Source organism: Klebsiella sp. M041 (assembly GCF_059759695.1).
Map to the genome: position 1 here is coordinate 44,171 of NZ_JCAXWU010000003.1, position 19,377 is coordinate 63,547.

20 protein-coding genes are annotated in these 19,377 nt (G+C 62.2%); 12 read left to right on the forward strand and 8 right to left on the reverse strand.

Going from position 1 to position 19,377, the window contains the following annotated elements; genetic code table 11:
* Window positions 1-7: 7 nt before the first annotated feature.
* On the forward strand, window positions 8-448 hold the full coding sequence (gene hpaR / locus AC6CWS_RS04085) for a homoprotocatechuate degradation operon regulator HpaR (protein ID WP_002887503.1): 441 nt from the start codon (window positions 8-10) through the stop codon (window positions 446-448).
* A gap of 3 nt (window positions 449-451) precedes the next feature.
* Here hpaR and AC6CWS_RS04090 read toward each other — a convergent pair whose 3' ends face one another.
* From AC6CWS_RS04090 to AC6CWS_RS04105, 4 genes are read right to left on the reverse strand one after another with little or no spacing between them, the layout of a single operon-like run.
* Entirely contained in the window at window positions 452-1,714 is a 1,263-nt protein-coding gene (locus AC6CWS_RS04090; RefSeq protein WP_074442667.1) for an FAD-dependent oxidoreductase, read from the reverse strand.
* On the reverse strand, window positions 1,695-1,958 hold the full coding sequence (locus AC6CWS_RS04095; RefSeq protein WP_032455020.1) for a (2Fe-2S)-binding protein: 264 nt from the start codon (window positions 1,956-1,958) through the stop codon (window positions 1,695-1,697). Before AC6CWS_RS04095 ends, AC6CWS_RS04090 begins: the two co-directional genes overlap by 20 nt.
* Window positions 1,955-3,064, reverse strand: coding sequence for an NAD(P)/FAD-dependent oxidoreductase (locus AC6CWS_RS04100; RefSeq protein ID WP_065883243.1), 1,110 nt, complete (start codon window positions 3,062-3,064; stop codon window positions 1,955-1,957). The genes AC6CWS_RS04095 and AC6CWS_RS04100 overlap by 4 nt, the downstream gene beginning before the upstream one ends.
* Window positions 3,061-4,008, reverse strand: coding sequence for a 4-hydroxyproline epimerase (locus tag AC6CWS_RS04105; RefSeq protein ID WP_065883245.1), 948 nt, complete (start codon window positions 4,006-4,008; stop codon window positions 3,061-3,063). The genes AC6CWS_RS04100 and AC6CWS_RS04105 overlap by 4 nt, the downstream gene beginning before the upstream one ends.
* Before the next feature lie 310 nt (window positions 4,009-4,318).
* Between AC6CWS_RS04105 and AC6CWS_RS04110 the strand changes: the two genes are divergently transcribed.
* The 5 genes from AC6CWS_RS04110 to AC6CWS_RS04130 all read left to right on the forward strand — a co-directional run bounded on the left by AC6CWS_RS04110 (window position 4,319) and on the right by AC6CWS_RS04130 (window position 10,479).
* Entirely contained in the window at window positions 4,319-5,143 is an 825-nt protein-coding gene (locus AC6CWS_RS04110) for an AraC family transcriptional regulator (protein WP_065883247.1), read from the forward strand.
* A 151-nt stretch (window positions 5,144-5,294) separates the two neighbouring features.
* A complete protein-coding gene (locus tag AC6CWS_RS04115; protein ID WP_065883249.1) occupies window positions 5,295-6,215 on the forward strand; it encodes a dihydrodipicolinate synthase family protein in 921 nt (306 codons plus the stop codon).
* 14 nt (window positions 6,216-6,229) lie between these two features.
* Window positions 6,230-7,834, forward strand: a complete 1,605-nt coding sequence (locus AC6CWS_RS04120) for an aldehyde dehydrogenase (NADP(+)) (RefSeq protein WP_065883252.1) — start codon at window positions 6,230-6,232, stop codon at window positions 7,832-7,834.
* Between the two features lie 15 nt (window positions 7,835-7,849).
* Window positions 7,850-9,451: an APC family permease gene (locus AC6CWS_RS04125; RefSeq protein WP_080901656.1), complete on the forward strand. Its 1,602-nt coding sequence runs from the start codon at window positions 7,850-7,852 to the stop codon at window positions 9,449-9,451.
* Window positions 9,452-9,462: 11 nt separating this feature from the next.
* On the forward strand, window positions 9,463-10,479 hold the full coding sequence (locus tag AC6CWS_RS04130) for an Ldh family oxidoreductase (RefSeq protein WP_032454766.1): 1,017 nt from the start codon (window positions 9,463-9,465) through the stop codon (window positions 10,477-10,479).
* Window positions 10,480-10,686: 207 nt separating this feature from the next.
* Here the strand turns inward: AC6CWS_RS04130 and AC6CWS_RS04135 are convergent, their stop codons facing one another.
* Both AC6CWS_RS04135 and AC6CWS_RS04140 read right to left on the reverse strand, forming a co-directional pair.
* Window positions 10,687-11,907, reverse strand: a complete 1,221-nt coding sequence (locus tag AC6CWS_RS04135) for an amino acid deaminase (RefSeq protein WP_065883256.1) — start codon at window positions 11,905-11,907, stop codon at window positions 10,687-10,689.
* 76 nt (window positions 11,908-11,983) lie between these two features.
* The gene (locus AC6CWS_RS04140; protein WP_065883258.1) at window positions 11,984-12,130 is read right to left on the reverse strand and encodes a hypothetical protein; all 147 of its coding nucleotides are present in this window, start codon (window positions 12,128-12,130) and stop codon (window positions 11,984-11,986) included.
* On the opposite strand from AC6CWS_RS04140, the gene AC6CWS_RS04145 reads away from it, so the two are divergent.
* The 5 genes from AC6CWS_RS04145 (at window position 12,108) to AC6CWS_RS04165 (ending at window position 16,992) form a co-directional block, all read left to right on the forward strand.
* Window positions 12,108-13,547 carry an N-acyl-D-amino-acid deacylase family protein gene (locus tag AC6CWS_RS04145; protein WP_023291858.1) on the forward strand — a complete coding sequence of 480 codons (1,440 nt, stop codon included), beginning with the start codon at window positions 12,108-12,110 and terminating at the stop codon, window positions 13,545-13,547. The genes AC6CWS_RS04140 and AC6CWS_RS04145 overlap by 23 nt on opposite strands.
* 10 nt (window positions 13,548-13,557) lie before the next feature.
* The gene (locus AC6CWS_RS04150; RefSeq protein ID WP_004204205.1) at window positions 13,558-13,950 is read left to right on the forward strand and encodes a RidA family protein; all 393 of its coding nucleotides are present in this window, start codon (window positions 13,558-13,560) and stop codon (window positions 13,948-13,950) included.
* 102 nt (window positions 13,951-14,052) lie between these two features.
* Window positions 14,053-15,537: a sodium:solute symporter family protein gene (locus tag AC6CWS_RS04155; protein WP_004886423.1), complete on the forward strand. Its 1,485-nt coding sequence runs from the start codon at window positions 14,053-14,055 to the stop codon at window positions 15,535-15,537.
* Window positions 15,534-16,406 (forward strand): 2-dehydro-3-deoxygalactonokinase, encoded by an 873-nt coding sequence (locus tag AC6CWS_RS04160; RefSeq protein ID WP_065883260.1) that lies wholly within the window; start codon window positions 15,534-15,536, stop codon window positions 16,404-16,406. The genes AC6CWS_RS04155 and AC6CWS_RS04160 overlap by 4 nt, the downstream gene beginning before the upstream one ends.
* Window positions 16,393-16,992: a 2-dehydro-3-deoxy-6-phosphogalactonate aldolase gene (locus AC6CWS_RS04165; RefSeq protein WP_023291861.1), complete on the forward strand. Its 600-nt coding sequence runs from the start codon at window positions 16,393-16,395 to the stop codon at window positions 16,990-16,992. Before AC6CWS_RS04160 ends, AC6CWS_RS04165 begins: the two co-directional genes overlap by 14 nt.
* Here AC6CWS_RS04165 and AC6CWS_RS04170 read toward each other — a convergent pair.
* Together AC6CWS_RS04170 and AC6CWS_RS04175 are read right to left on the reverse strand one after the other, a co-directional pair.
* Window positions 16,989-17,852 carry a MurR/RpiR family transcriptional regulator gene (locus AC6CWS_RS04170; RefSeq protein ID WP_004886431.1) on the reverse strand — a complete coding sequence of 288 codons (864 nt, stop codon included), beginning with the start codon at window positions 17,850-17,852 and terminating at the stop codon, window positions 16,989-16,991. The two genes, AC6CWS_RS04165 and AC6CWS_RS04170, sit on opposite strands and share 4 nt — an antisense overlap.
* Before the next feature lie 70 nt (window positions 17,853-17,922).
* Entirely contained in the window at window positions 17,923-18,456 is a 534-nt protein-coding gene (locus tag AC6CWS_RS04175; protein ID WP_065883265.1) for a GNAT family N-acetyltransferase, read from the reverse strand.
* Window positions 18,457-18,488: 32 nt separating this feature from the next.
* On the opposite strand from AC6CWS_RS04175, the gene AC6CWS_RS04180 reads away from it, so the two are divergent.
* Window positions 18,489-19,319: a GNAT family N-acetyltransferase gene (locus AC6CWS_RS04180; protein WP_065883267.1), complete on the forward strand. Its 831-nt coding sequence runs from the start codon at window positions 18,489-18,491 to the stop codon at window positions 19,317-19,319.
* Window positions 19,320-19,377 lie beyond the last annotated feature (58 nt).

Sequence of the window (19,377 nt, forward strand, 5' to 3'; positions counted from 1 at the left end):
GGATACTATGCATGATTCATTAACCATTGCCTTGTTGCAGGCGCGTGAAGCGGCGATGGCCTACTTTCGACCGATCGTCAAACGACACAATCTCACCGAACAGCAGTGGCGGATCGTGCGTATCCTCGCCGAACGTCCGTCGATGGACTTTCACGATCTGGCTTTTCGCGCCTGTATTCTGCGCCCCAGTCTGACCGGGATTTTGACGCGCATGGAGCGGGATGGACTGGTGCTGCGGCTGAAGCCGGTTAACGATCAGCGCAAGCTGTACGTCTCGCTGACGCCTGCCGGAACCGCGCTGTACGAAAGCGCCCAGGCGGAGGTGGAAGAAACCTATCGCCTGCTGGAGGCTCAGTTCACTACGGAAAAGCTGCAGCAACTGACCTCGCTGCTGGAGGAGTTTATTGCGCTTGGCGTCCCTGCCGGGCGCGGTGATGAAGAAGAGTAGCGGTTACGGCTCGGCGCTCAGCCTGGCGAGGGCAATAAGCGTTTCCGCACGGGCGGGAGACAGCGGCTCTCTCGGCTGCGGCAGCGGCCAGCCATATAGCCAGCGGGCGCTGGCGGCGCAGGTGCGCCCCTGACAGGCGCCCATTCCGCAGCGCTGGGTAAGCTTGGCCTGTAGCCAGTCGTCGGCGGCTGCCACATCGCCGCAGCGCACATCTTCGCAACGGCACAGCAGGCTCTCCGGCGTCGCCGCGTTTTTCAACGACTCCGCCAGCCGGAAGGTGCGGTTGATGGCCGTGGCGAAGCGCTGCCAGCGGGCGCGACGGGCAAATAACGCCTGGGCCTGCTGGCTGGCCCCGGCGGCGGCATACCCGGCGATTTCGCCCTCCGCCAGCGCCAGCTCGCTCCCGCCGAAACCGGTGCACTCCCCGGCGGCGTAAATATCCGCGAGGCTGGTCTGCTGCCAGCGGTTAACCTGGATCGCCTCCTGCGCCGTGGCGCAACCGAACAGCAGCCCCGTCTCGATATTGGGCACCAGCCCGTAGCCGATAGCCAGCCGATCGCAGGCGACAGTCCGCTCGACGCCGCGCTGGCGCAGCGTCACGGCTTCCAGCCGCGTTGTACCGTGAGCGCGGATCGCCTGGGCGCCGCTAAGATAGCCTTTCGGGGCCAGCGTCGCTAACTGGCGCAGCTTCTGCGGCCAGCGCCACAGCCCGCTGGCGAAGCGCAGCAGCGCCGGGAGCGGTGCTTGCTCAACGATATTCGTTACCTGACCTCCGGCCTTGTTCACCGTATCCGCCACCGCCAGCAGCAGCGGGCCACTGCCGGCAATCACTACTTTTTCGCCTTTCAGCGACAGGCCATGTTTGATCTGCGCCTGCAGGCCGCCCGCGCTGGTCACGCCGGGTAAGGTCCAGCCGGGAAAGGGCAGCGACAGCTCGCGCGCGCCGCAGCAGAGGATCAGTTTCTGCCAGTAAACCACGCCACCGCCGTCGGCGGTTTCAAACAGCACGCTGCGCGCGGAGGGGCGGGCAATCAGCCGCGCGCCGTTCACCACCCGGATGACGGCAGACGCGGCGATGGCGTCGCGGTAGCGCCGGGCCAGGGCGGGCAGCGTCGCCTGCGGGCCGGCGCGCCAGATTTGCCCTCCGGGGGCGGGGTTATCGTCGAGAATAATGACCTGTTTATCGCAGGCGGCGGCAGCGAGGGCTGCCGCCATGCCGGCGGGGCCGGCGCCGAGGATTAAAATGTCACAGCGCAGCGTGTACATAGCGGCTCCTTTCTATTTGCATGCCGGCCCGGCACAGGGTCTGGCAGGCCAGCACCCGCCGGCCGTCGACGGTGATCCGGCACTCCTGGCAGACCCCCATGCCGCAAAACGGCGCGCGGGGGTCGCCATTAACCGCTTGGCGGGTGGTGGGATCGCCGGTCAACGCCAGCGCTGCCGCCACGCTGATACCTTCCGGCACCGTCAGCGCTTCGCCATCGACAGTGATATTGAGCGTGCTATTCATGCGATCGCCTCCTGATGGTACAGACGGGCCGGGAGCCAGGCCTCAGGCGCCAGCGGGCAGCGTTCGCCGAGGATCTGCGCCGCCAGCAGCTCAGCCGTCGCCGGGGCGGTGGTGACCCCCAGTCCTTCATGGCCCAGCGCCAGCCATACACCGCGGCGCGTGGGGTGCGGGCCGATCAGCGGATTGCCATCCTGCGAGGCGGCGCGCAGGCCGCTCCAGCAGCGGATGATATTCAGCGTCGCCAGCGCCGGCACAAAATGGCGGGCGCGGTCGAGCATCTGCCCCAGCAAGGGGAGATCCAGCTGGCGCTCGCGATTATCGAACTGGCGCGAAGAGCCAATCAGCAGCTGGCCAGTGGGCCGCGGCTGCAGGTTAAACGCTACCGAGGTACCGCCGCCGTGGGCGCTGGCGCCGTAGCCCAGCTCAACCAGCTGGTGATGCACCCGCGGCCCGTAGCGATCGGTAATTGCCAGCTGACCCTTCCTGGGCCGCAGCCAGTTTTCCGCCAATAGCGTATTGGCCTCCAGGCCGCAGGCCACCACGATGGCCCGCGCCTGTAGCCGTTTGCCGCTGGCGAGCAGCACCTGCGGTTCGGTAATCGCCTGCGCGCTGTCGTGCAGGCAGGTGAGATGGTCTCCGGCATCGGCCATCAGCCAGCGGGCGACGTTTGGCGCGTAGACGATGCTGTCGCCGGGTACCCATAGCCCGCCGGCCAGCCCGCTGCGCAGCAGCGGCTCGCGCCCGGCGATCTGCTGTGGGGTCTGCAGTTCGCTGTGGATCTGATAGCCAGCCAGCCGCCGCTGTTTTTCACCCGCGACGGCCACCTCTTCTTCGCTTTCCGCCAGCCACAGCGTGCCGCAGCCGCGCCAGGCGCAAGTGGCGGGCATCCGCGGGGTGATGGCGCGCCAGCGCGCCAGCGACCACGCCGACAGCGCCAGTTCGGCGGGGTCGTCATCCATGCACACCAGATGGCCCATACCCGCCGCCGTGGCGCCGGGTTGACCGTCATCGATAAGCGTCACTTTCTGCCCCCGCTTCGCCAGCTGCCACGCGCAGGCGGCGCCGATGATCCCGGCGCCGATCACGATGACATCGCACGGCTTCACGGCGCGATCCCCCAGCAGAAGGGATCGTCCGGGTTGAGGATCAACTGGTTATCGCCGCACACCCAGGCTTCGCCGCGGATCGTTGGAATGATGCCTGCGGCGGCGCGCTGGTAGCTGGCGGTAAACTGGCTGCCGATGATGCTGGCCTGGCGCCAGATCGCTCCCGGCTGGAGTTTGCCATCCTGCGCCAGGCAGGCCAGCTTGGCGCTGGTGCCGGTGCCGCACGGCGAACGATCCCAGGCCTTTCCTGGACAGAGTACGAAGCTACGGCTGTCGGCGGCATCGTCATCGGCGAACAGCTCGATATGGTCGATAACGCCGCCGTCGTCGCCGCGGATCCCCGCGGCCTCCAGCCCCTCGCGCACCGCCCAGGCGTAGTCGGTGAGCTGTGGAATGTGCGCCGGGGTAATGGCGAACGGGTGATCGTTAATCAGGAAAAACCAGTTGCCGCCCCAGGCAATATCGCCGATGACGGGACCCCGCGCGGTCTCCACGCGGACCTGCTTTTTCCAGCGGCGGGCCGGGACGTTTTGCACCGATACGCTGCCATCGTCGTGCAACGTGGCGCTTACGTCGCCGACCGGGGTTTCAATCAGATGAACGCCTGGCTGGATACGGCCAAGCCACGCCAGCGAGGCGATAAGCCCGATGGTGCCGTGGCCGCACATATTCAGAAAACCGGCGTTGTTGAAGAAAATGACGCCAGCGGTGGCCGCCGCCGAGACCGGTTTGCAAAGCAGCGCGCCGACCAGCACATCGCTGCCGCGCGGTTCGAGAATCACCGCCTGACGCCAGCGATCGAAGTCACGGGCGAAACGGTCGCGACGCTCCGCCATGCCGCCGCCGCCGAGGTCGGGGAAGCCGTCAACGATCAGGCGGGTGGGTTCGCCGCCGGTGTGTGAATCAATGGCTCTCAGCGTAATAGGGGGGCGTGGCGCGGTCATTCTGCTCTCCGGAAGTTAACAATATGTTTCATCATGCTGGCGCAACCCGTGACGGGCGGCTTGAACGCTTTCGGCAGAGATAATGACGAAATCGGCATAATAGCGCCGGGGGGATGTTCATTTGGTGCATAATTATTTCTTATTAATCATTCTGTTAATGGCGTGGTAAACCGAAAGTGGCGATTGTGCCAGTGGATAAACCAGGGGAAGGCGTAAAGCGGATCCAGGATCGCAAAACCGGCGGTTGCCGCTTGAGGTGTTAACAGGAAGTGAATAAATATCCTTCGGTCACTTACCATGAGGAAGCCCTATGATCGGTGTGTCTGAAGCGGCGCCGCCGCGCGCTGTTAATCAACCGGAGCTGGCGGTCGATGAGCTGAGCCAGATCTGCGAAGGGCTGGCGCGCCAGCGGCCGGAGAATATGGCGGCGCTGCTCAATGCCCTGGCGCTGATCGCCCCCCTGCTCAATGCCATCCCCAACGTGGTCTTTTTTATCAAAGACAGCGAAGCGCGTTATCTGCTGGCGAATCTGACGCTGGCCCGCCGCTGCGGTTTCAAAACCGTCTCCTCGCTGCTGGGGAAAACCTCCGCCGACGTCTTTCCTTCCGCGCTGGGTCAGGGTTACACCGAACAGGATCTTCGGGTATTGCGGGAGGGCGTGACCCTGCGCGACCAGCTGGAAATGCATCTCTACAATGGCCGGGAACGCGGCTGGTGCCTGACGCAGAAGCTGGCGCTGCGCGATGTCAGCGGACAGGTGATCGGCATGGCCGGGATCTCTCACGATCTGCAGGAGGCCCACGCCCGCCATCCGGCGTGGCAGCGGCTGGCGATCGTCGACGATCATATCCGCCGCCACTATTACCGGCCGATCGCCATGGAAGAGCTGACCGCCTTGAGCGGGATGTCGATTGCGCAGATCGAGCGCTACTGCAAACGGATCTTCCATCTCACGCCGCGGCAGATGATCCACAAAGTGCGTCTGGAAAAAGCCACCGAATTGCTGGCCGGCGACACGCCGATTACCGATATCGCCTTGCAGTGCGGCTATACCGATCACAGCGCCTTCAGCCGCCAGTTCAAAGCGATGACCGGCTCGACGCCGCGCGATTTTCGCCTGACGCTGCAGGGATAACGGCTGGCTCACACTTTTGTCGACTGTGCTAATTTCGTCATCGGATTAAGGGAAAACCGACAAGCCGCCGGTTCCGCGACGCGTCAATCTGTCAGTGAATATTCACCAATCATTCACCTCGACTTAACAAAATGACGACAAGGAACCGAGCATGAGCAATAAAGCGATTCACTGGAGCGGCGTATTCCCGGCGGTTAGCACGCAGTTTCGTAGCGATTACTCCCTCGATTTAGACGCCACCCACGCGGTGATGAAAAACCTAGTCAAAGATGGCGTTTCCGGGCTGGTGGTGTGCGGCAGCGTAGGGGAGAACACCTCCCTGAGCTCCGATGAAAAATTGCAGATTATCGAAGTGGCGAAGGATGCCGCCGGCGGCAAAATTCCGGTGATCGCCGGGGTGGCCGAGTTCACCACCGCCTTTGCCCAGAAGATGGCGAAAGAGGCGGAGCGCGTCGGCGTCGACGGGATCATGGTGATGCCGGCGCTGGTCTACTCCTCAAAACCGCATGAAACCGCCGCTCACTTCCGCAGCGTGGCCACCGCCACCGACCTGCCGATCATGGTCTACAACAACCCGCCGATTTACAAAAACGACGTGACGCCGGACATTCTCGCCACCCTGACCGATTGCGACAACATCGTCTGCTTTAAAGACTCCTCCGGCGATACCCGCCGCTTTATCGACCTGCGTAACACCGTTGGCGACCGCTTCGTGCTGTTTGCCGGGCTGGATGACGTGGTGGTGGAAAGCATCGCCGTCGGCGCGGAAGGGTGGATCTCCGGAATGTCCAACGCCTTCCCGCGCGAAGGGGAAACGTTATTCCGTCTCGCCCGCCAACAGCGTTACGAAGAAGCGATGGCGCTGTACCGCTGGTTCATGCCGCTGCTGCATCTCGATGCACGTCCGGATTTGGTGCAGTGCATCAAACTGTGCGAAGAGCTACTCGGACGCGGCAGCGCTGTGACCCGTCCGCCGCGTCTGGCGCTGGAAGGCGAAACGCGCCAGCAGGTGGTGGCGATCGTGGAACAGGCGCTGGCGACTCGTCCTGCCCTGCCGGACGTTGGCCTCTGAGCACAGGAGTCAGTATGAATGCATCTCAAACCACGGCGGGACGGCAGTTTATCGCCGGACGCCGCGTTGCCAGCGGCGAAGCGACGCTATTGAGCCTGCGGGCGGTGGATGGCGAGGCCACCGGCCATCGCTTTTATACGGCTTCCCACGCGGAGGCCGCCCAGGCCGCGGAGGCGGCGCAGCAGGCGTTTGCCATTTATTCACAGACCGCGCCGCAGCAGCGGGCGCACTTTCTCTGCGCCATTGCCGATGAACTGGACGCGCTGGGGGAGGCGTTTTTTGCTATCGCCGAACAGGAGACCGCGCTGCCGCTGGCGCGGCTGCAGGGCGAGCGGGCGCGAACCAGCGGCCAGTTGCGGATGTTTGCTGGCGTGATCCTGCGCGGGGATACCTTCGCCGCCCGTATTGATACCGCCTTAGCCGACCGTCAGCCGCTGCCGCGCCCGGACCTGCGTCAATATCAGCAGGCGTTAGGGCCGGTGGCGGTGTTTGGCGCCAGCAACTTTCCGTTGGCCTTTTCCACCGCAGGCGGCGATACCGCCTCGGCGCTGGCGGCTGGCTGCCCGGTGGTGGTGAAGGCCCATGCGGGCCATATGGCCACCGCCGAGCTGACCGCTGACGCGATCGTCCGGGCGGTCGCGCGGTGTGGGTTACCCGGCGGCGTATTCAATATGATTTTCGGGACGGATATCGGCGCCGAATTAGTCCGCCATCCAGCGATTCAGGCCGTTGGCTTTACCGGCTCGCTGGCCGGCGGTAAGGCGCTATATCAGCTGGCGCAGCAGCGCCCACAGCCAATCCCGCTGTTTGCTGAAATGTCGGCGATTAACCCGCTGATTATTCTGCCGCAGGCGCTGCAGACGCGGGCCGAGGCGCTGGCGAACGAGCTGGTGGCGTCATTTACCCTCGGCGGCGGCCAGTTCTGTACCCGTCCGGGGCTGATTCTGGCGCTGCGCGGCGCCGGACTGGAACGCTTTAAGTCGGCGCTGTGCGCGGCGGTAGCGGGCTGCGCGCCGCAGGTGTTGCTCAATGCGCCGACCCTTCAGCACTACCGCCAGGGCGTGGCGGCGCTGGCGGCGCATCCGCGTATCGAGAGGCTGGCGAGCGGCCTCGCCGCCGGCGCCGGGGAGGCGCAAACCCAGCTGTGGCAGGCTCAGGTCGAGGATCTGCTGGCGCAGGATACGCTGCTGCAGACCGAAGTTTTCGGCCCGCTATCGTTGCTGGTGGAAGTGGACGACGCGGCCCAGCTGCAGGCGGTGGTGAAAGCGCTGCAAGGACAGCTCACCGCGACGCTGCACGCGGAGGCGGACGACGGCCCGCTGGCGGCGAGTCTGCTACCGCTGCTGTGTGAGAAGGCCGGACGGGTGCTGTTTAACGGTTATCCCACCGGCGTGGAAGTGTGCGATGCGATGGTCCACGGCGGCCCATGGCCGGCGACGACCGATGCGCGCGGGACGTCGGTCGGCAGTCGGGCGATTGAGCGTTTTCTGCGCCCGGTCTGCCTGCAGAATGCGCCGGCCGCCCTGTTACCGCCGGCGCTGCAGGATGCGAACCCTTTAAACCTGCTGCGCCTGGTCAACGGCCAGTGGACCCGGGAAGCGATTTCCTCCTCTCATTGACGCAAGGGCATCACCATGACCATTCACACTACGCATAACAGTCAAACCCGCGTTGCGGAGTCGGGTAAGTTTAAAAAACAGCTGACCCTGACCGACCTCACCTTTATCGGCCTGGGGGCGATCTTCGGCTCCGGATGGTTATTCGCCGCCAGCCATGTGGCATCCATTGCCGGTCCGGCCGGTATCGCGTCGTGGGTGATCGGCGGCTTTGCGGTGCTACTGCTGGGGATTGTCTACTGCGAGCTGGGGGCGGCGCTGCCGCGCGCCGGCGGCATTATTCGTTACCCGGTCTTTTCCCACGGCGAGCTGATGGGTTATCTGCTGGGGTTCATCACCCTGATCGCCTTCTCCAGCCTGATCTCGATAGAAATTGTCGCCGCCCGGCAATATGCCGCGGCCTGGTTTCCGGCGCTGACCCAGCCGGGCTCCAGCTCGCCGACGCTGCTGGGGTGGGGGGTGCAGTTCCTGCTGCTCTGTTTCTTCTTCGCGCTGAACTACTACAGCGTCAAGACCTTCGCCCGCTCGAACAACTTCATCAGCGTGCTCAAGTTTCTGGTGCCGCTGCTGGTGGTGGTCACGCTGTTCGCCTTCTTTAAACCTGAGAACCTGCATGCTCAGGGCATTGCGCCGTTTGGTATGTCCGGGGTGGAAGCGGCGATCAGCGCCGGGGGAATTATCTTCGCCTATCTGGGACTGACGCCGATTATCTCGGTGGCCAGCGAAGTACAAAAGCCACAGCGGACTATCCCTATCGCGTTGATTTTATCAGTGGTGCTGTCGACGATTATCTACGTGCTGCTGCAGTTGGCGTTCCTTGGCAGTATTCCCACCGAGATGCTGAACGGCGGTTGGGCCGAAGTGAGCAAACAGTTCTCGCTGCCGTATCGCGATATCGCCATTACCCTCGGCATGGGCTGGCTGGCCTTTATGGTGATAAGCGATGCGATCATCTCCCCGAGCGGCACCGGCAATATCTATATGAACGCGACGCCGCGGGTGATCTACGGCTGGGCGAAGGCGGGTACTTTCTTTAAAGCCTTTACCCATATTGATAAAGCGTCCGGTATTCCGCGCCCGGCGCTGTGGCTGACCTTTGGGCTGTCGATTTTCTGGACGCTGCCGTTCCCCTCCTGGGAACAGCTGATAAGCGTGGTGTCGGCGGCCCTGGTGCTGAGCTACGCCATCGCCCCGGTGACCGCCGCCGGGCTGCGCCGCAACGCCCCGGATCTGCCGCGGCCGTTCCGCGTGCGCGCCTTCGGCATCATCGGCCCGGTGTCGTTTATGGTCTCGGCGCTGATCGTCTACTGGTCCGGCTGGAATACGCTCTCGTGGCTGCTGGGGCTGCAGATCGTGATGTTTGTGGCGTATGTGATGTGCAAAGGCAAGGTGCCGGAACATACCGTGAGCCTGGCGCAGCAGGTGAAGTCTTCGCTGTGGCTGATCGCTTTTTATGCGTTGATTATCCTCTTTTCCTGGCTGGGCAGCTTCGGCGGGCTTAATGTTATTGGTCCCCCCTGGGATACGGTGCTGGTGGCGGCGATGTCGCTGGGGATTTATTACTGGGGCGCGCGCAGCTGTCTGCCGCAGGCTAATTTTAGCGGAGACGAAGAAGAGTAAAGGAGAACAGTATGGGGTCGGTAACTCTATCGTTACCAGAAGCTTATGACCTGGCGCTGGCGGTGCTCAGCGCCAATGGATTCAGCGCTGACCACGCGGCGGCCATCGCCCGTAACGTGGCTGCCGGGGAGCGCGACGGCTGCGCTTCCCACGGCCTGTGGCGGCTGTTGGGCATTGTCGATACCTTGCGTAAAGGTAAGGTTTCGCCTGATGCCGAGCCGCAGATCCACGACCAGGCGCCGGCGATTGTGCGGGCGGATGCCGGGGGCGCCTTTTCGCTGCTGGCCTACGAACGCGCGCTGCCGCTGCTGCTGGAGAAAGCGCGGCACAGCGGTATTGCGGCGCTGGCGATTAACCGCTGCGTCCATTTTTCCGCGTTGTTTGCCGATATTGAACCGTTGACTGAGGCAGGGCTGGTGGGGCTGGCCTGTACGCCAAGCCATGCCTGGGTCGCCCCGGCGGGCGGCACCCGTCCGCTGTTCGGCACCAACCCTATCGCCTTTGGCTGGCCGCGGCGGGAGGAGCCGCCGTTTATTGTGGATATGGCGACCAGCGCCGCGGCGCGAGGCGAGATCCAGCTGCATCAGCGCGCCGGCAAAGCGCTACCGGAAGGGTGGGGAATCGACAGCCAGGGGCAGCCGACTACCGATGCCACAGAGGTACTGAACGGCGCGATGTTAACCTTCGGCGGCCATAAGGGCTCGGCGCTGGCGGCAATGGTTGAGCTGCTGGCCGGGCCGCTTATCGGCGATATGACCAGCGCCGAATCGCTGGCGTGGGATAACGGCGCGGGCGGTTTACCCTACGGCGGAGAACTGATTCTGGCGCTGGATCCGCAGCGTTTTCTCGGCGCGCAGGCACAGGAGCAGCTGGCGCGCGCCGAAACGCTGTTCAATGCGATGCAGGATCAGGGCGCGCGGCTGCCGGGCGAGCGGCGTTTCGCCTGCCGCCAGCAGAGTGAGCGGCAGGGGGTCGCCATCAGCCGTTCATTGCATGATGAGATTTGCGCCTTGCGCCAGGGCGGGTAAGGCGCGAATCGCCGTCCCCCGGGACATCCCCCGGCTTGCGCTACGCTTAGCCGGGCTACCGAACGTCGCGGGTTGTGTAGCCCGGGCAAGGCGCGAAGCGCCGCCACCGGGGCATCCCCCGGCTTGCGCTACGCTTAGCCGGGCTACCGAGCGTCGCGGGTTGTGTAGCCCGGGTAAGGCGCGGAGCGCCGTCACCCGGGATGCCTGTCAAAACAGCGTGTCGAGCTCGTCCAGCACGTTGTAGTCGTCATCGACCAGCAGCAACGTCTTCCACTTATCAAAGGTCAGACAGGGGTGCGAGGTGCCGAACAGCAGAATATCGCCGACCTGCACATCGCTGCCCGGCGCCAGGCGCAGCATGCAGTGCTGATCCATGATGCCGATACTGACGATCGACTCCGCGCGCAGCGCTAACTGCTGGCCGTTACGATAATGGGCGATCGGCTGCGGCAGCCCGGCGTCGAAGGCGCAGTCGCGCTTGCCGAAATTCACCACCGCGCGATCCGCCTCAGGCACCGATTGCACCATCGCCATCAGCTCCAGCGCTGATGTAAGATCGCCGGCGAGATCGCAGGCAATCGGATCGCGGGCGATCAGCGCTTGTTGGGCGAGATCGTAGATCCCGCGATCGTGGGTGATATAACAGCCAGGGCGAATGACGATACGGCAGCGGCGCGGTTTTGCCGCCGCCAGCCAGATGTTGCACACCACGTCATACCAGACGGTGCCCGCGCCGGTGAGAATAAATTCGCCGTCAACCAGCGGCTCCATGCGGCAGGCTAGCGCTGCAGCCTGTTGTAATAGCGCTTCCACCTGCGGTTGCGGATCGTCGCCGTGCAGGACCCCTTCATACAATTCCAGACCGCGTAGCCGTAGCCCCGGCAGGTCGCTGACCCGCTGCGCCAATGCCAGCGCGTCATCCACGCTACGACAGCCGCAGCGCCCGCCCGGCACGCCAAGTTCAATCAGCACATCCAGCGTTTGTCCCTGGGCGGCGAAGAACGCGGAGAGGGCGCGCACGTTGGCCTCGCTATCGACACAGCAGATAAAATCCACTGCCCGGTAGTGGGCTTTTAGCTGCGCGACCACCTGCATATTGGCCTTACCGACCAGCTGATTGACCATCAGGACGCGTTGGATGCCGCTGGCCATCGCCGCGCTGGCCTGCCAGGCGCTGCCCACGCCGATCCCCCACGCTCCCGCTCGCTGCTGCGCCTGAAATATCCATGGCGTCATTGTCGTTTTACCATGCGGCGCCAGCGATACGCCGCGGGCATCGGCGTAGCGCTGCATCCATGAAATATTATTTTCCAGCGCCGACTTTTTTAGCAGCGCGGCAGGCAGACAGCCCTCTTCCGCCAGCAGATTAGCCGGCGCGGACATGAGGGCGGATTTGTGCGGAATGAGCGGTGCTGAATGGTATTTCATAACACTTTCCTTTCAGGGTTTATAATCGGTGAGTTGCTGGGTATCATTTATAAATATTTGATAATAATGATTTTAATTAATAATTGTTGTTTATTTTGAATAAAAGTATCACAAAATGATGTGGTTTTTGCGTAGTTTTCCACTGTTTTTTGCACTTGTAAATGGTTAACTTGTCGGTATGTCGAAAGGGAGTAATTGCTATGAAAGTTGACTGGCTTTTCAAAAACGTCACGGTGATCGACGGGAGCGGTGGGCCGCAATACCGTGCCGATGTGGCGGTGAAGGGCGACCGAATAATGGCTATCGCTCCGGCGCTTGACGTCGCGGCGGAGCAGGAGATAGATGGTCAAGGGCGGGTACTGGCGCCTGGCTTTATCGATGTTCACACCCATGACGATATCAACGTCATCCGCATGCCGGAGTACCTGCCTAAGCTCAGCCAGGGGGTGACAACCGTGATCGTCGGCAACTGTGGGATCAGCGCGGCAACCGCCACCATGCGCGGCGAGGTGCCGGACCCGATGAATCTTCTCGGCGAACGACAGCACTTTATCTATCCCACCGTCGAAGCCTATGCCCATGCGGTAGAGGCCGCGCGACCCTCGCTTAACGTCGGGACGCTGATTGGGCACACCGCGCTGCGTAATAACCATATGGATGACCTGTTCCGCCCGGCGAGCGAGACGGAAATCGCCGGCATGCGCATACAGTTGCGCGATGCGCTGCGGCAGGGCGCTTTAGGACTGAGCACGGGACTTGCCTACGCCAGCGCCTTCCAGTCGACCACCGAAGAAGTGATGGCGCTCGCTGAGGAGTTGACGGCAGAGGGGGGAATTTACACCACCCACCTGCGTTCGGAGTTCGAGCCGATTCTGGAGGCGCTCGACGAGGCGTTCCGCATTGGTCGCCACGGCAACGTGCCGGTGGTGGTCTCGCACCATAAGTGCGCCGGCGCGAAAAACTGGGGTCGCACGAAGGAGACGCTGGCTTTCTTCGATGAGATGCGCCAGCGCCAGGAGATCGCCTGCGACTGTTACCCCTATTCCGCCAGCTCGTCGACGCTGGATATGAAGCAGGTCACCGATGAGTTCGATATCGTCATCACCTGGTCGGAAGCACAGCCCGAGCAGGCCGGAAAAACGCTGCAGCAGATCGCCGATGAATGGCAGGTGAGCCTGCACGACGCCGCGGCGCGGCTGATGCCGGCAGGCGCTATTTATTACAACATGGACGAGCAGGACGTACGGCGGGTGCTGGGTTATCCGGTGACCATGATTGGCTCCGACGGGCTGCCGAACGACCCGATGCCGCATCCGCGGCTGTGGGGGGCGTTTCCGCGGGTCCTGGGCCACTACTGCCGCGATGAACGCCTGTTTCCGCTGACTACCGCGATCCACAAAATGACCGGGCTGTCGTCGGCGCGCTTCCAGCTGGCGGATCGTGGGCTGGTAAAAGTGGGCTACTACGCCGACCTGGTGCTGTTTGACCCGCTGACGGTGCGCGATGTCGCCAGTTTCTCCGACCCGAAACGTCCGGCGGACGGTATTGAGGCGGTGATGGTTAACGGCGTGATGAGCTACGGCAGCGACAAAAAGATTATCGGGCGCGCGGGGCGTTTCCTGCGCCGCCGAATGAACTGAGGAGTGAAAAATGAGTATTAAACGTTATGGCGTAGAGGGCGGTACCGGTACCGGCGGGCAGCACCTGCCGTTCGCGCGGGCGGTGGAAGCGGGAGGCTGGCTGTACGTCTCCGGCCAGACGCCGATGAAGGACGGGGAAGTGGTGGAAGGCGGGATTGTCGACCAGTCGCGTCTGGCGATTCAGAACTGCGTAGATATCATGACCGAAGCGGGCTACACCCTGGCCGACGTGGTGCATGTTAAAGTGATCCTCACCGATGCGCGCTATTTTCAGTCTTTCAATAAAGTCTTCCGCGAGTTCTTTGGCGACAACCCGCCTGCCCGCATCTGCTGCGTAGCGGACCTGGTGGTGGATTGTAAAGTCGAAGTGGATGTGACCTGTTATAACGCTTCTCGCGCATAAAAAGTTAGTAACCAGAAATATAAACAGTCATTTTGAGCGCTGAAATAATTCAGCGCTTCGTAGCCTTTTACCTTTACAAAATTAACTGGCAGGATGTGAATTATGAATAGTCATGTCTTTTTAGTCGGCTTTATTATTTACGCATTGGCCATGATTTGGCTTGGCTGGTACGTGTCCCGTCATCAAAAAAGCGGTGAGGATTTTTTACTCGGCGGCCGTTCTTTGCCGCTGTTCCTGACGCTGGGGTCTACCGTGGCGACCATGGTGGGAACCGGTTCAAGCATGGGCGCTGTCGGCTTCGGCTACAGCAATGGATGGGCCGGGATGCTCTACGGCGTGGGCGGCGCCATCGGTATTTTACTGGTGGCCTGGCTGTTTGCGCCGGTGCGAAAGCTGCGCTTTATGACCATGAGCGAAGAGCTTTCTTATTACACTGGTGGCAGCCATTTAATTAAAAACCTCGTCGGGATAATGATATTTATTGCCTCAATTGGCTGGCTGGGGGCGCATATTCTTGGCGGGAGTATGTATTTAGCCTGGGCGACAGGAATTAATCTGACGGTGGCAAAAATTATTATTGCCATGGCGTTTGCGATTTACGTCATTATCGGCGGTTATTCTGCTGTGGTGTGGACAGACACCATTCAGGCATTAATTCTGTTTTTCGGTTTTATCCTGATGGCGATTCTGGCGGTGGTTCACGTCGGGGGATGGGATGCCATCGTTCAGGCGATGGATCCCAAGGCGATGAGCCTGTTTGCGGTCGATAAGTTGGGGACCATTCCGGCGCTATCGCTGGCGATGGTCATCGGCGTCGGCGTGCTGGCGACCCCTTCCTATCGCCAGCGTATTTACTCGGGAAAAGACGTCTCTTCGGTGCGGCGCTCGTTTGTCTATACCGGCGTGCTGTATCTGTTTTTCTCGGTGCTGCCGGCGATCATCGGCATGGCGGCCTGGACGATGAACCCCAATCTTGAGAACAGTAACTACGCCTTCCTGTTCGCCACCAGCTTCTTACCGGCGATCCTCGGGCTGGTGGTCCTGATTGCCGGACTTTCCGCCACCATGTCTTCGGCCAGCTCCGATGCGATAGCCGCCGTGGCCATCATGATGCGGGATGTCTATACCCTCGTGACCGGAAAAATGCCGCCGGCGCATAAGGCGATAACGCTCTCTCGCTGGATGCTGGCGTTCGTCATCGGCCTGGCGATGATCTTCGCCCTGACCTCGAACGATATCATCAGCTATATCACCAAAATGATCTCCATGCTGATGTCCGGGCTCTTCGTCTGTTCCATTCTCGGCCGCTTCTGGCTGCGCTTTAACTGGCAGGGGGCGCTCACCGCGCTGCTGAGCGGCATGCTGGTGTCTATTGTGGTTCTGGTTAAGGCCGACTGGCTGGCTTACTGGGGCAATCCGTGCATTCCGTCGGTCGTTGGCAGCTTTGTTTCCGCTATTTTTGTCACCGTCATGACGCCAGCCAGCAAAATCAGCCGTCAGCAGGCGCTGGAAATGATTACCCAGGAGCGGGAAGGGGAGGCGATCCCGGCGAAGACGGCGGTGCAGGTCTCAGGAGAAGCACAATGAAGGATTATATTGCCGTCGACTGGGGCTCTACCCAGCTGCGCGGCTGGCTGATTCGCAACGGCCAGTGCGTCGAAACGAAGCAGCTACCGCTGGGTATTACCCGCCTGAACGGACGATCGCCTGCCGATGTATTCGCGGAGCATTTGGCCCCCTGGCGCGGCGCACAGGCGCTGCCGGTGCTGATGGCCGGGATGATCGGCAGCGACGCGGGCTGGCAGGCGGTGCCGTATCTGGACTGTCCGGCGGCGATCGACGCGCCTGGGCGGCAGTTATGCGCCGTTGCTGAAGGCGTGTGGATTATTCCCGGCCTCAAGATTGAACAGGACGGGGATTTCAACGTGATGCGCGGCGAAGAGACGCAGCTGCTGGGGGCCTGCCAGCTGGCGCCGGCGGAGTGTTACGTGCTGCCCGGCACCCACTGCAAATGGGTCCAGGTGGCGGGCGGCGCGGTGCGTCATTTTGCCACGGCGATGACCGGCGAACTGCATCATCTGCTGATGACGCAATCGCTGATCGGCAAAGGGCTGCCTGCCCAGCAGCCGGACGAGGCGGCGTTTGAACGGGGGCTGGAAAAAGGGCTGGCGCAGCCGTCGCTGATTAGCGAACTGTTTGTCGCCAGGGCCGCCCGGGTGCTGGGCGGTCTGGCGGCGAGCTCGGTCAGCGATTACCTCTCCGGGCTGCTGATTGGCGCGGAGGTGGCGACCCTGGGGCAGCGTTTCCGTACTTCTGCCGTCACGCTGGTTGGCGACCCGGCGCTGAATGCCCGCTACGGTCGGGCGATGAAGGCGCGCGGAATGACGGTTAACAGCTGCAGTGGCGATGAGGCATTGCTGGCTGGCATGGCGAGGATAATGCATGAACAAGATTAAGCTGGTGGCGATTTTACGCGGTATTCAACCCGCTGAGGCGGCAGATCATATTGAGACGCTAATCAATGCAGGCTTTCGCTATATCGAAATCCCGCTCAATTCGCCAGACTGGCAGCAGAGTATTCCGCAGATGGTTGCGCGGTTTGGCGAGCAGGCGATGATAGGCGCGGGAACGGTACTGCGCGTGGAACAGGTCGATTTTCTCGCTGAGGCCGGGGCGAAGCTTATCGTGACGCCGAATACCCAGCCTGCGGTGATCCGTCAGGCAGTGGCGCACGGAATGCAGGTTTGTGCCGGATGCGCCACCGCGACTGAGGCGTTTAACGCGCTGGATGCCGGGGCGCAGTGGCTGAAGATATTTCCGTCTTCTGCTTTCGGTCCGGACTACATTCGGGCGTTGAAAGCGGTGCTGCCGTCGGAGGTGCCGGTGCTGGCGGTGGGCGGCGTGACGCCGGAGAATCTGGCAACCTGGATGCGGGCTGGGTGCGCCGGAGCCGGTCTGGGCAGCGATCTGTATCGCGCCGGACAGGCCGTGGAACGTACCCGCCTGCAGGCGGAGAGGTTTATCGCCGCTGCCGGTGGCTAGTCGCCAAGAGGCTGGCGATCGACGCCGCCGCGGTGGCTGTCGAGGGCCAGCTTAATACGACGTAATTTGCCTTTTGCCTGAGTTTTGTTGGCCATCGCCAGTTCGGTGGCCAGCACATCGACCATCGCCAGCATCGCATAACGCGAAGTGCTGGGCTTGAAGATATAGTCGTTTTCCCGCACCAGCAGCGGCAGCACCAGATCCGCCTGCTCAGCCAGCGGCGTCCCGGCGGGGGTAATCGCAATGACCTTCGCGCCGTACTGGCTGGCAATCGCCGCGCTCTCGATGATCTCCTGGGTATAGCCGCCCAGAGACAGCACAATCACCACATCCTGCGGCGTCACCGCCGAGCTCATCATGCGTACCAGCAGACCGTCGCTCTGACTGACGACCGGAAGACCAAGACGAAACAGGCGATATTGAATCTCCTGAGCGCAGATGGTTGACCCGCCGCCCATTCCAAGGGCGAGGATCTGCCGCGCTGCACTCAACCAGCTCACCGCACGCTTCAACGCCTCGATATCCAGCGCCCGGCGATTGGTCTCCAGCACGCTGATGATTGACTCATAGATCCCCTGTACGCCTTCGAGGTCCGGAACATCGAGGATAAACCGCTGGCCGACCGCAAGGGATTGCGCAAGCTTCATCTTCAGCTCACGGACGTCTTTACAGCCGAGCGCCCGGGCAAAACGGGTGACCGACGCCTGGCTGGTCTGAGTCAGACGCGCGATCTCGGCGATGGGTAGCTCCGCCGCCGCCGCGACATCATCGAGAATAAACTGCGCGATGCGCTTTTCGGTCGCCGTGAGCTCCACAAAGCGATCGGTAATACAGGAAATAATATCGATTGACCAGGACATACGGGTAGCAACAGGTAAGTTTTGATTGGTACTTTGTACCATATATCGCCGCTAAATTCAGCGCTGGCGTCTACAACGCCAGGCGCATGGCGCAGCGCGTCTCCGGCGGCAGGCCGTGCCGGGTCTCCTGTTCTCTTTTCGCCGCCAGCCCGGCGGGCAGGGTCAGCTCATCGAGGATGGCGAATCCCAGGCGGGTATAAAACGGCGCATTCCACGGCACTTCGCGGAAGGTGGTGAGGGTCACTGCCGGGTAAGCCATTTGCCGGGCGCGCTCGATAACCTGCTCCAGCAGCATCCGCCCGATGCCCTGATGCTGCCAGGCCTGGTGGACGGCGATTTCGGCGATAAATAAGGCATCGTCGAGCGGTTCGGTAAGAATAAAACCAACCGGCTGCCCGGCGGCCACCGCCAGCAGACTATGTTCCGTTTCCAGATAATCATGATGGCGCGCAACGCTAATCACCTCGCTGTCCGCCAGCCAGGCGAGAGCGGGGTTCTGACGAAATGCCTGAGCGGCGGAACGTTCAATGGCCGGCAGAAGGGCGATATCACTCTCCTCGGTCAGGCGTAATCCGGCGCCGGCAGTTATAGTGTTAGTTTTCATCACCTGAGCATAGCAGTCTTCGGGAGAAAAATATGGAGCTGACCGCCGTTCCCGCCACGCAGTTCAGCAGCGTGCAGTTAACGGATATTCTTAACGCCTGTTTTGAAGCCTATCTGGTACCGGTGACCCAGTCGGTGGAGGGATTTGTTCAGCGCTTTAGCGCCGAGGGGATGAGCCTGATCGATTCCCGCGTCTGGCTGGCCGGAGATGAACCGGCGGCGATCGCGATCGTCGCGCGTCGGGGGAATATGGCTCGCCTGGCGGCCTTTGCCCTGCGCCCGGCCTGGCGCGGCAAAGGTCTTGGGCGGAAATTGATGCAGGAGCTGCTGACGTTTCTGCAGCAGCAGGAGATCGAGACGGTTTCCCTGGAGGTGATCCGCGATAACCACGCGGCCGTCGCGCTGTATCAGTCGTTAGGCTTTACGCGGCGCTATGGGCTCTGCGGCTACCTGAGCGCAGAGCCTCTGGCTGCGGCGCCTGGCGTGTTACAGCCTTATCCGATCCTGGCACTGCTTCGACGCGCCGTTGAGGAGAGTAACAATCAGCTCCCCTGGCTGATGGATCCGCTTACCTTCGCCACCCTGCCATGCCGCGTCGTGACCCTGGAACAGCGCGCCTTCGCGGTACTGAGCACCTCGGGCTCACGGCCTGTACTGCAGTTTTTATGGGTGGAACCCGCCGCCCGTCGCCAGGGGCTGGCGCAAGCGCTGCTGATGGCGCTGGCGCAGCAGTTCCCGGGGATCGGCACGTCGGTGACGGTCCCGGAAACCTTTACGCCGCTGTTTGCCGCGGCGGGGTATGCGCCGCTATCGCTGCAGCAGTATGAAATGACGATGGAGTGTGCCGCAGCGAAGTCCGCTTAGGCGGGAGTGTGCGCTGGGCCGCAAAAAACAGCACGGGGCGTCGATAAGCCTCTCTTTT

Bases quoted from the DNA above. Each gene is read 5' to 3' on its own strand.
- AC6CWS_RS04105 (WP_065883245.1), bottom strand. From the start codon at position 4,008: ATGACCGCGCCACGCCCCCCTATTACGCTGAGAGCCATTGATTCACAC.
- hpaR (WP_002887503.1), top strand. From the start codon at position 8: ATGCATGATTCATTAACCATTGCCTTGTTGCAGGCGCGTGAAGCGGCG.
- AC6CWS_RS04110 (WP_065883247.1), top strand. From the start codon at position 4,319: ATGATCGGTGTGTCTGAAGCGGCGCCGCCGCGCGCTGTTAATCAACCG.
- AC6CWS_RS04155 (WP_004886423.1), top strand. From the start codon at position 14,053: ATGAATAGTCATGTCTTTTTAGTCGGCTTTATTATTTACGCATTGGCC.
- AC6CWS_RS04165 (WP_023291861.1), top strand. From the start codon at position 16,393: ATGAACAAGATTAAGCTGGTGGCGATTTTACGCGGTATTCAACCCGCT.
- AC6CWS_RS04150 (WP_004204205.1), top strand. From the start codon at position 13,558: ATGAGTATTAAACGTTATGGCGTAGAGGGCGGTACCGGTACCGGCGGG.
- AC6CWS_RS04135 (WP_065883256.1), bottom strand. From the start codon at position 11,907: ATGAAATACCATTCAGCACCGCTCATTCCGCACAAATCCGCCCTCATG.
- AC6CWS_RS04145 (WP_023291858.1), top strand. From the start codon at position 12,108: ATGAAAGTTGACTGGCTTTTCAAAAACGTCACGGTGATCGACGGGAGC.
- AC6CWS_RS04120 (WP_065883252.1), top strand. From the start codon at position 6,230: ATGAATGCATCTCAAACCACGGCGGGACGGCAGTTTATCGCCGGACGC.
- AC6CWS_RS04180 (WP_065883267.1), top strand. From the start codon at position 18,489: ATGGAGCTGACCGCCGTTCCCGCCACGCAGTTCAGCAGCGTGCAGTTA.
- AC6CWS_RS04130 (WP_032454766.1), top strand. From the start codon at position 9,463: ATGGGGTCGGTAACTCTATCGTTACCAGAAGCTTATGACCTGGCGCTG.
- AC6CWS_RS04125 (WP_080901656.1), top strand. From the start codon at position 7,850: ATGACCATTCACACTACGCATAACAGTCAAACCCGCGTTGCGGAGTCG.
- AC6CWS_RS04175 (WP_065883265.1), bottom strand. From the start codon at position 18,456: ATGAAAACTAACACTATAACTGCCGGCGCCGGATTACGCCTGACCGAG.
- AC6CWS_RS04170 (WP_004886431.1), bottom strand. From the start codon at position 17,852: ATGTCCTGGTCAATCGATATTATTTCCTGTATTACCGATCGCTTTGTG.
- AC6CWS_RS04095 (WP_032455020.1), bottom strand. From the start codon at position 1,958: ATGAATAGCACGCTCAATATCACTGTCGATGGCGAAGCGCTGACGGTG.
- AC6CWS_RS04115 (WP_065883249.1), top strand. From the start codon at position 5,295: ATGAGCAATAAAGCGATTCACTGGAGCGGCGTATTCCCGGCGGTTAGC.
- AC6CWS_RS04090 (WP_074442667.1), bottom strand. From the start codon at position 1,714: ATGTACACGCTGCGCTGTGACATTTTAATCCTCGGCGCCGGCCCCGCC.
- AC6CWS_RS04160 (WP_065883260.1), top strand. From the start codon at position 15,534: ATGAAGGATTATATTGCCGTCGACTGGGGCTCTACCCAGCTGCGCGGC.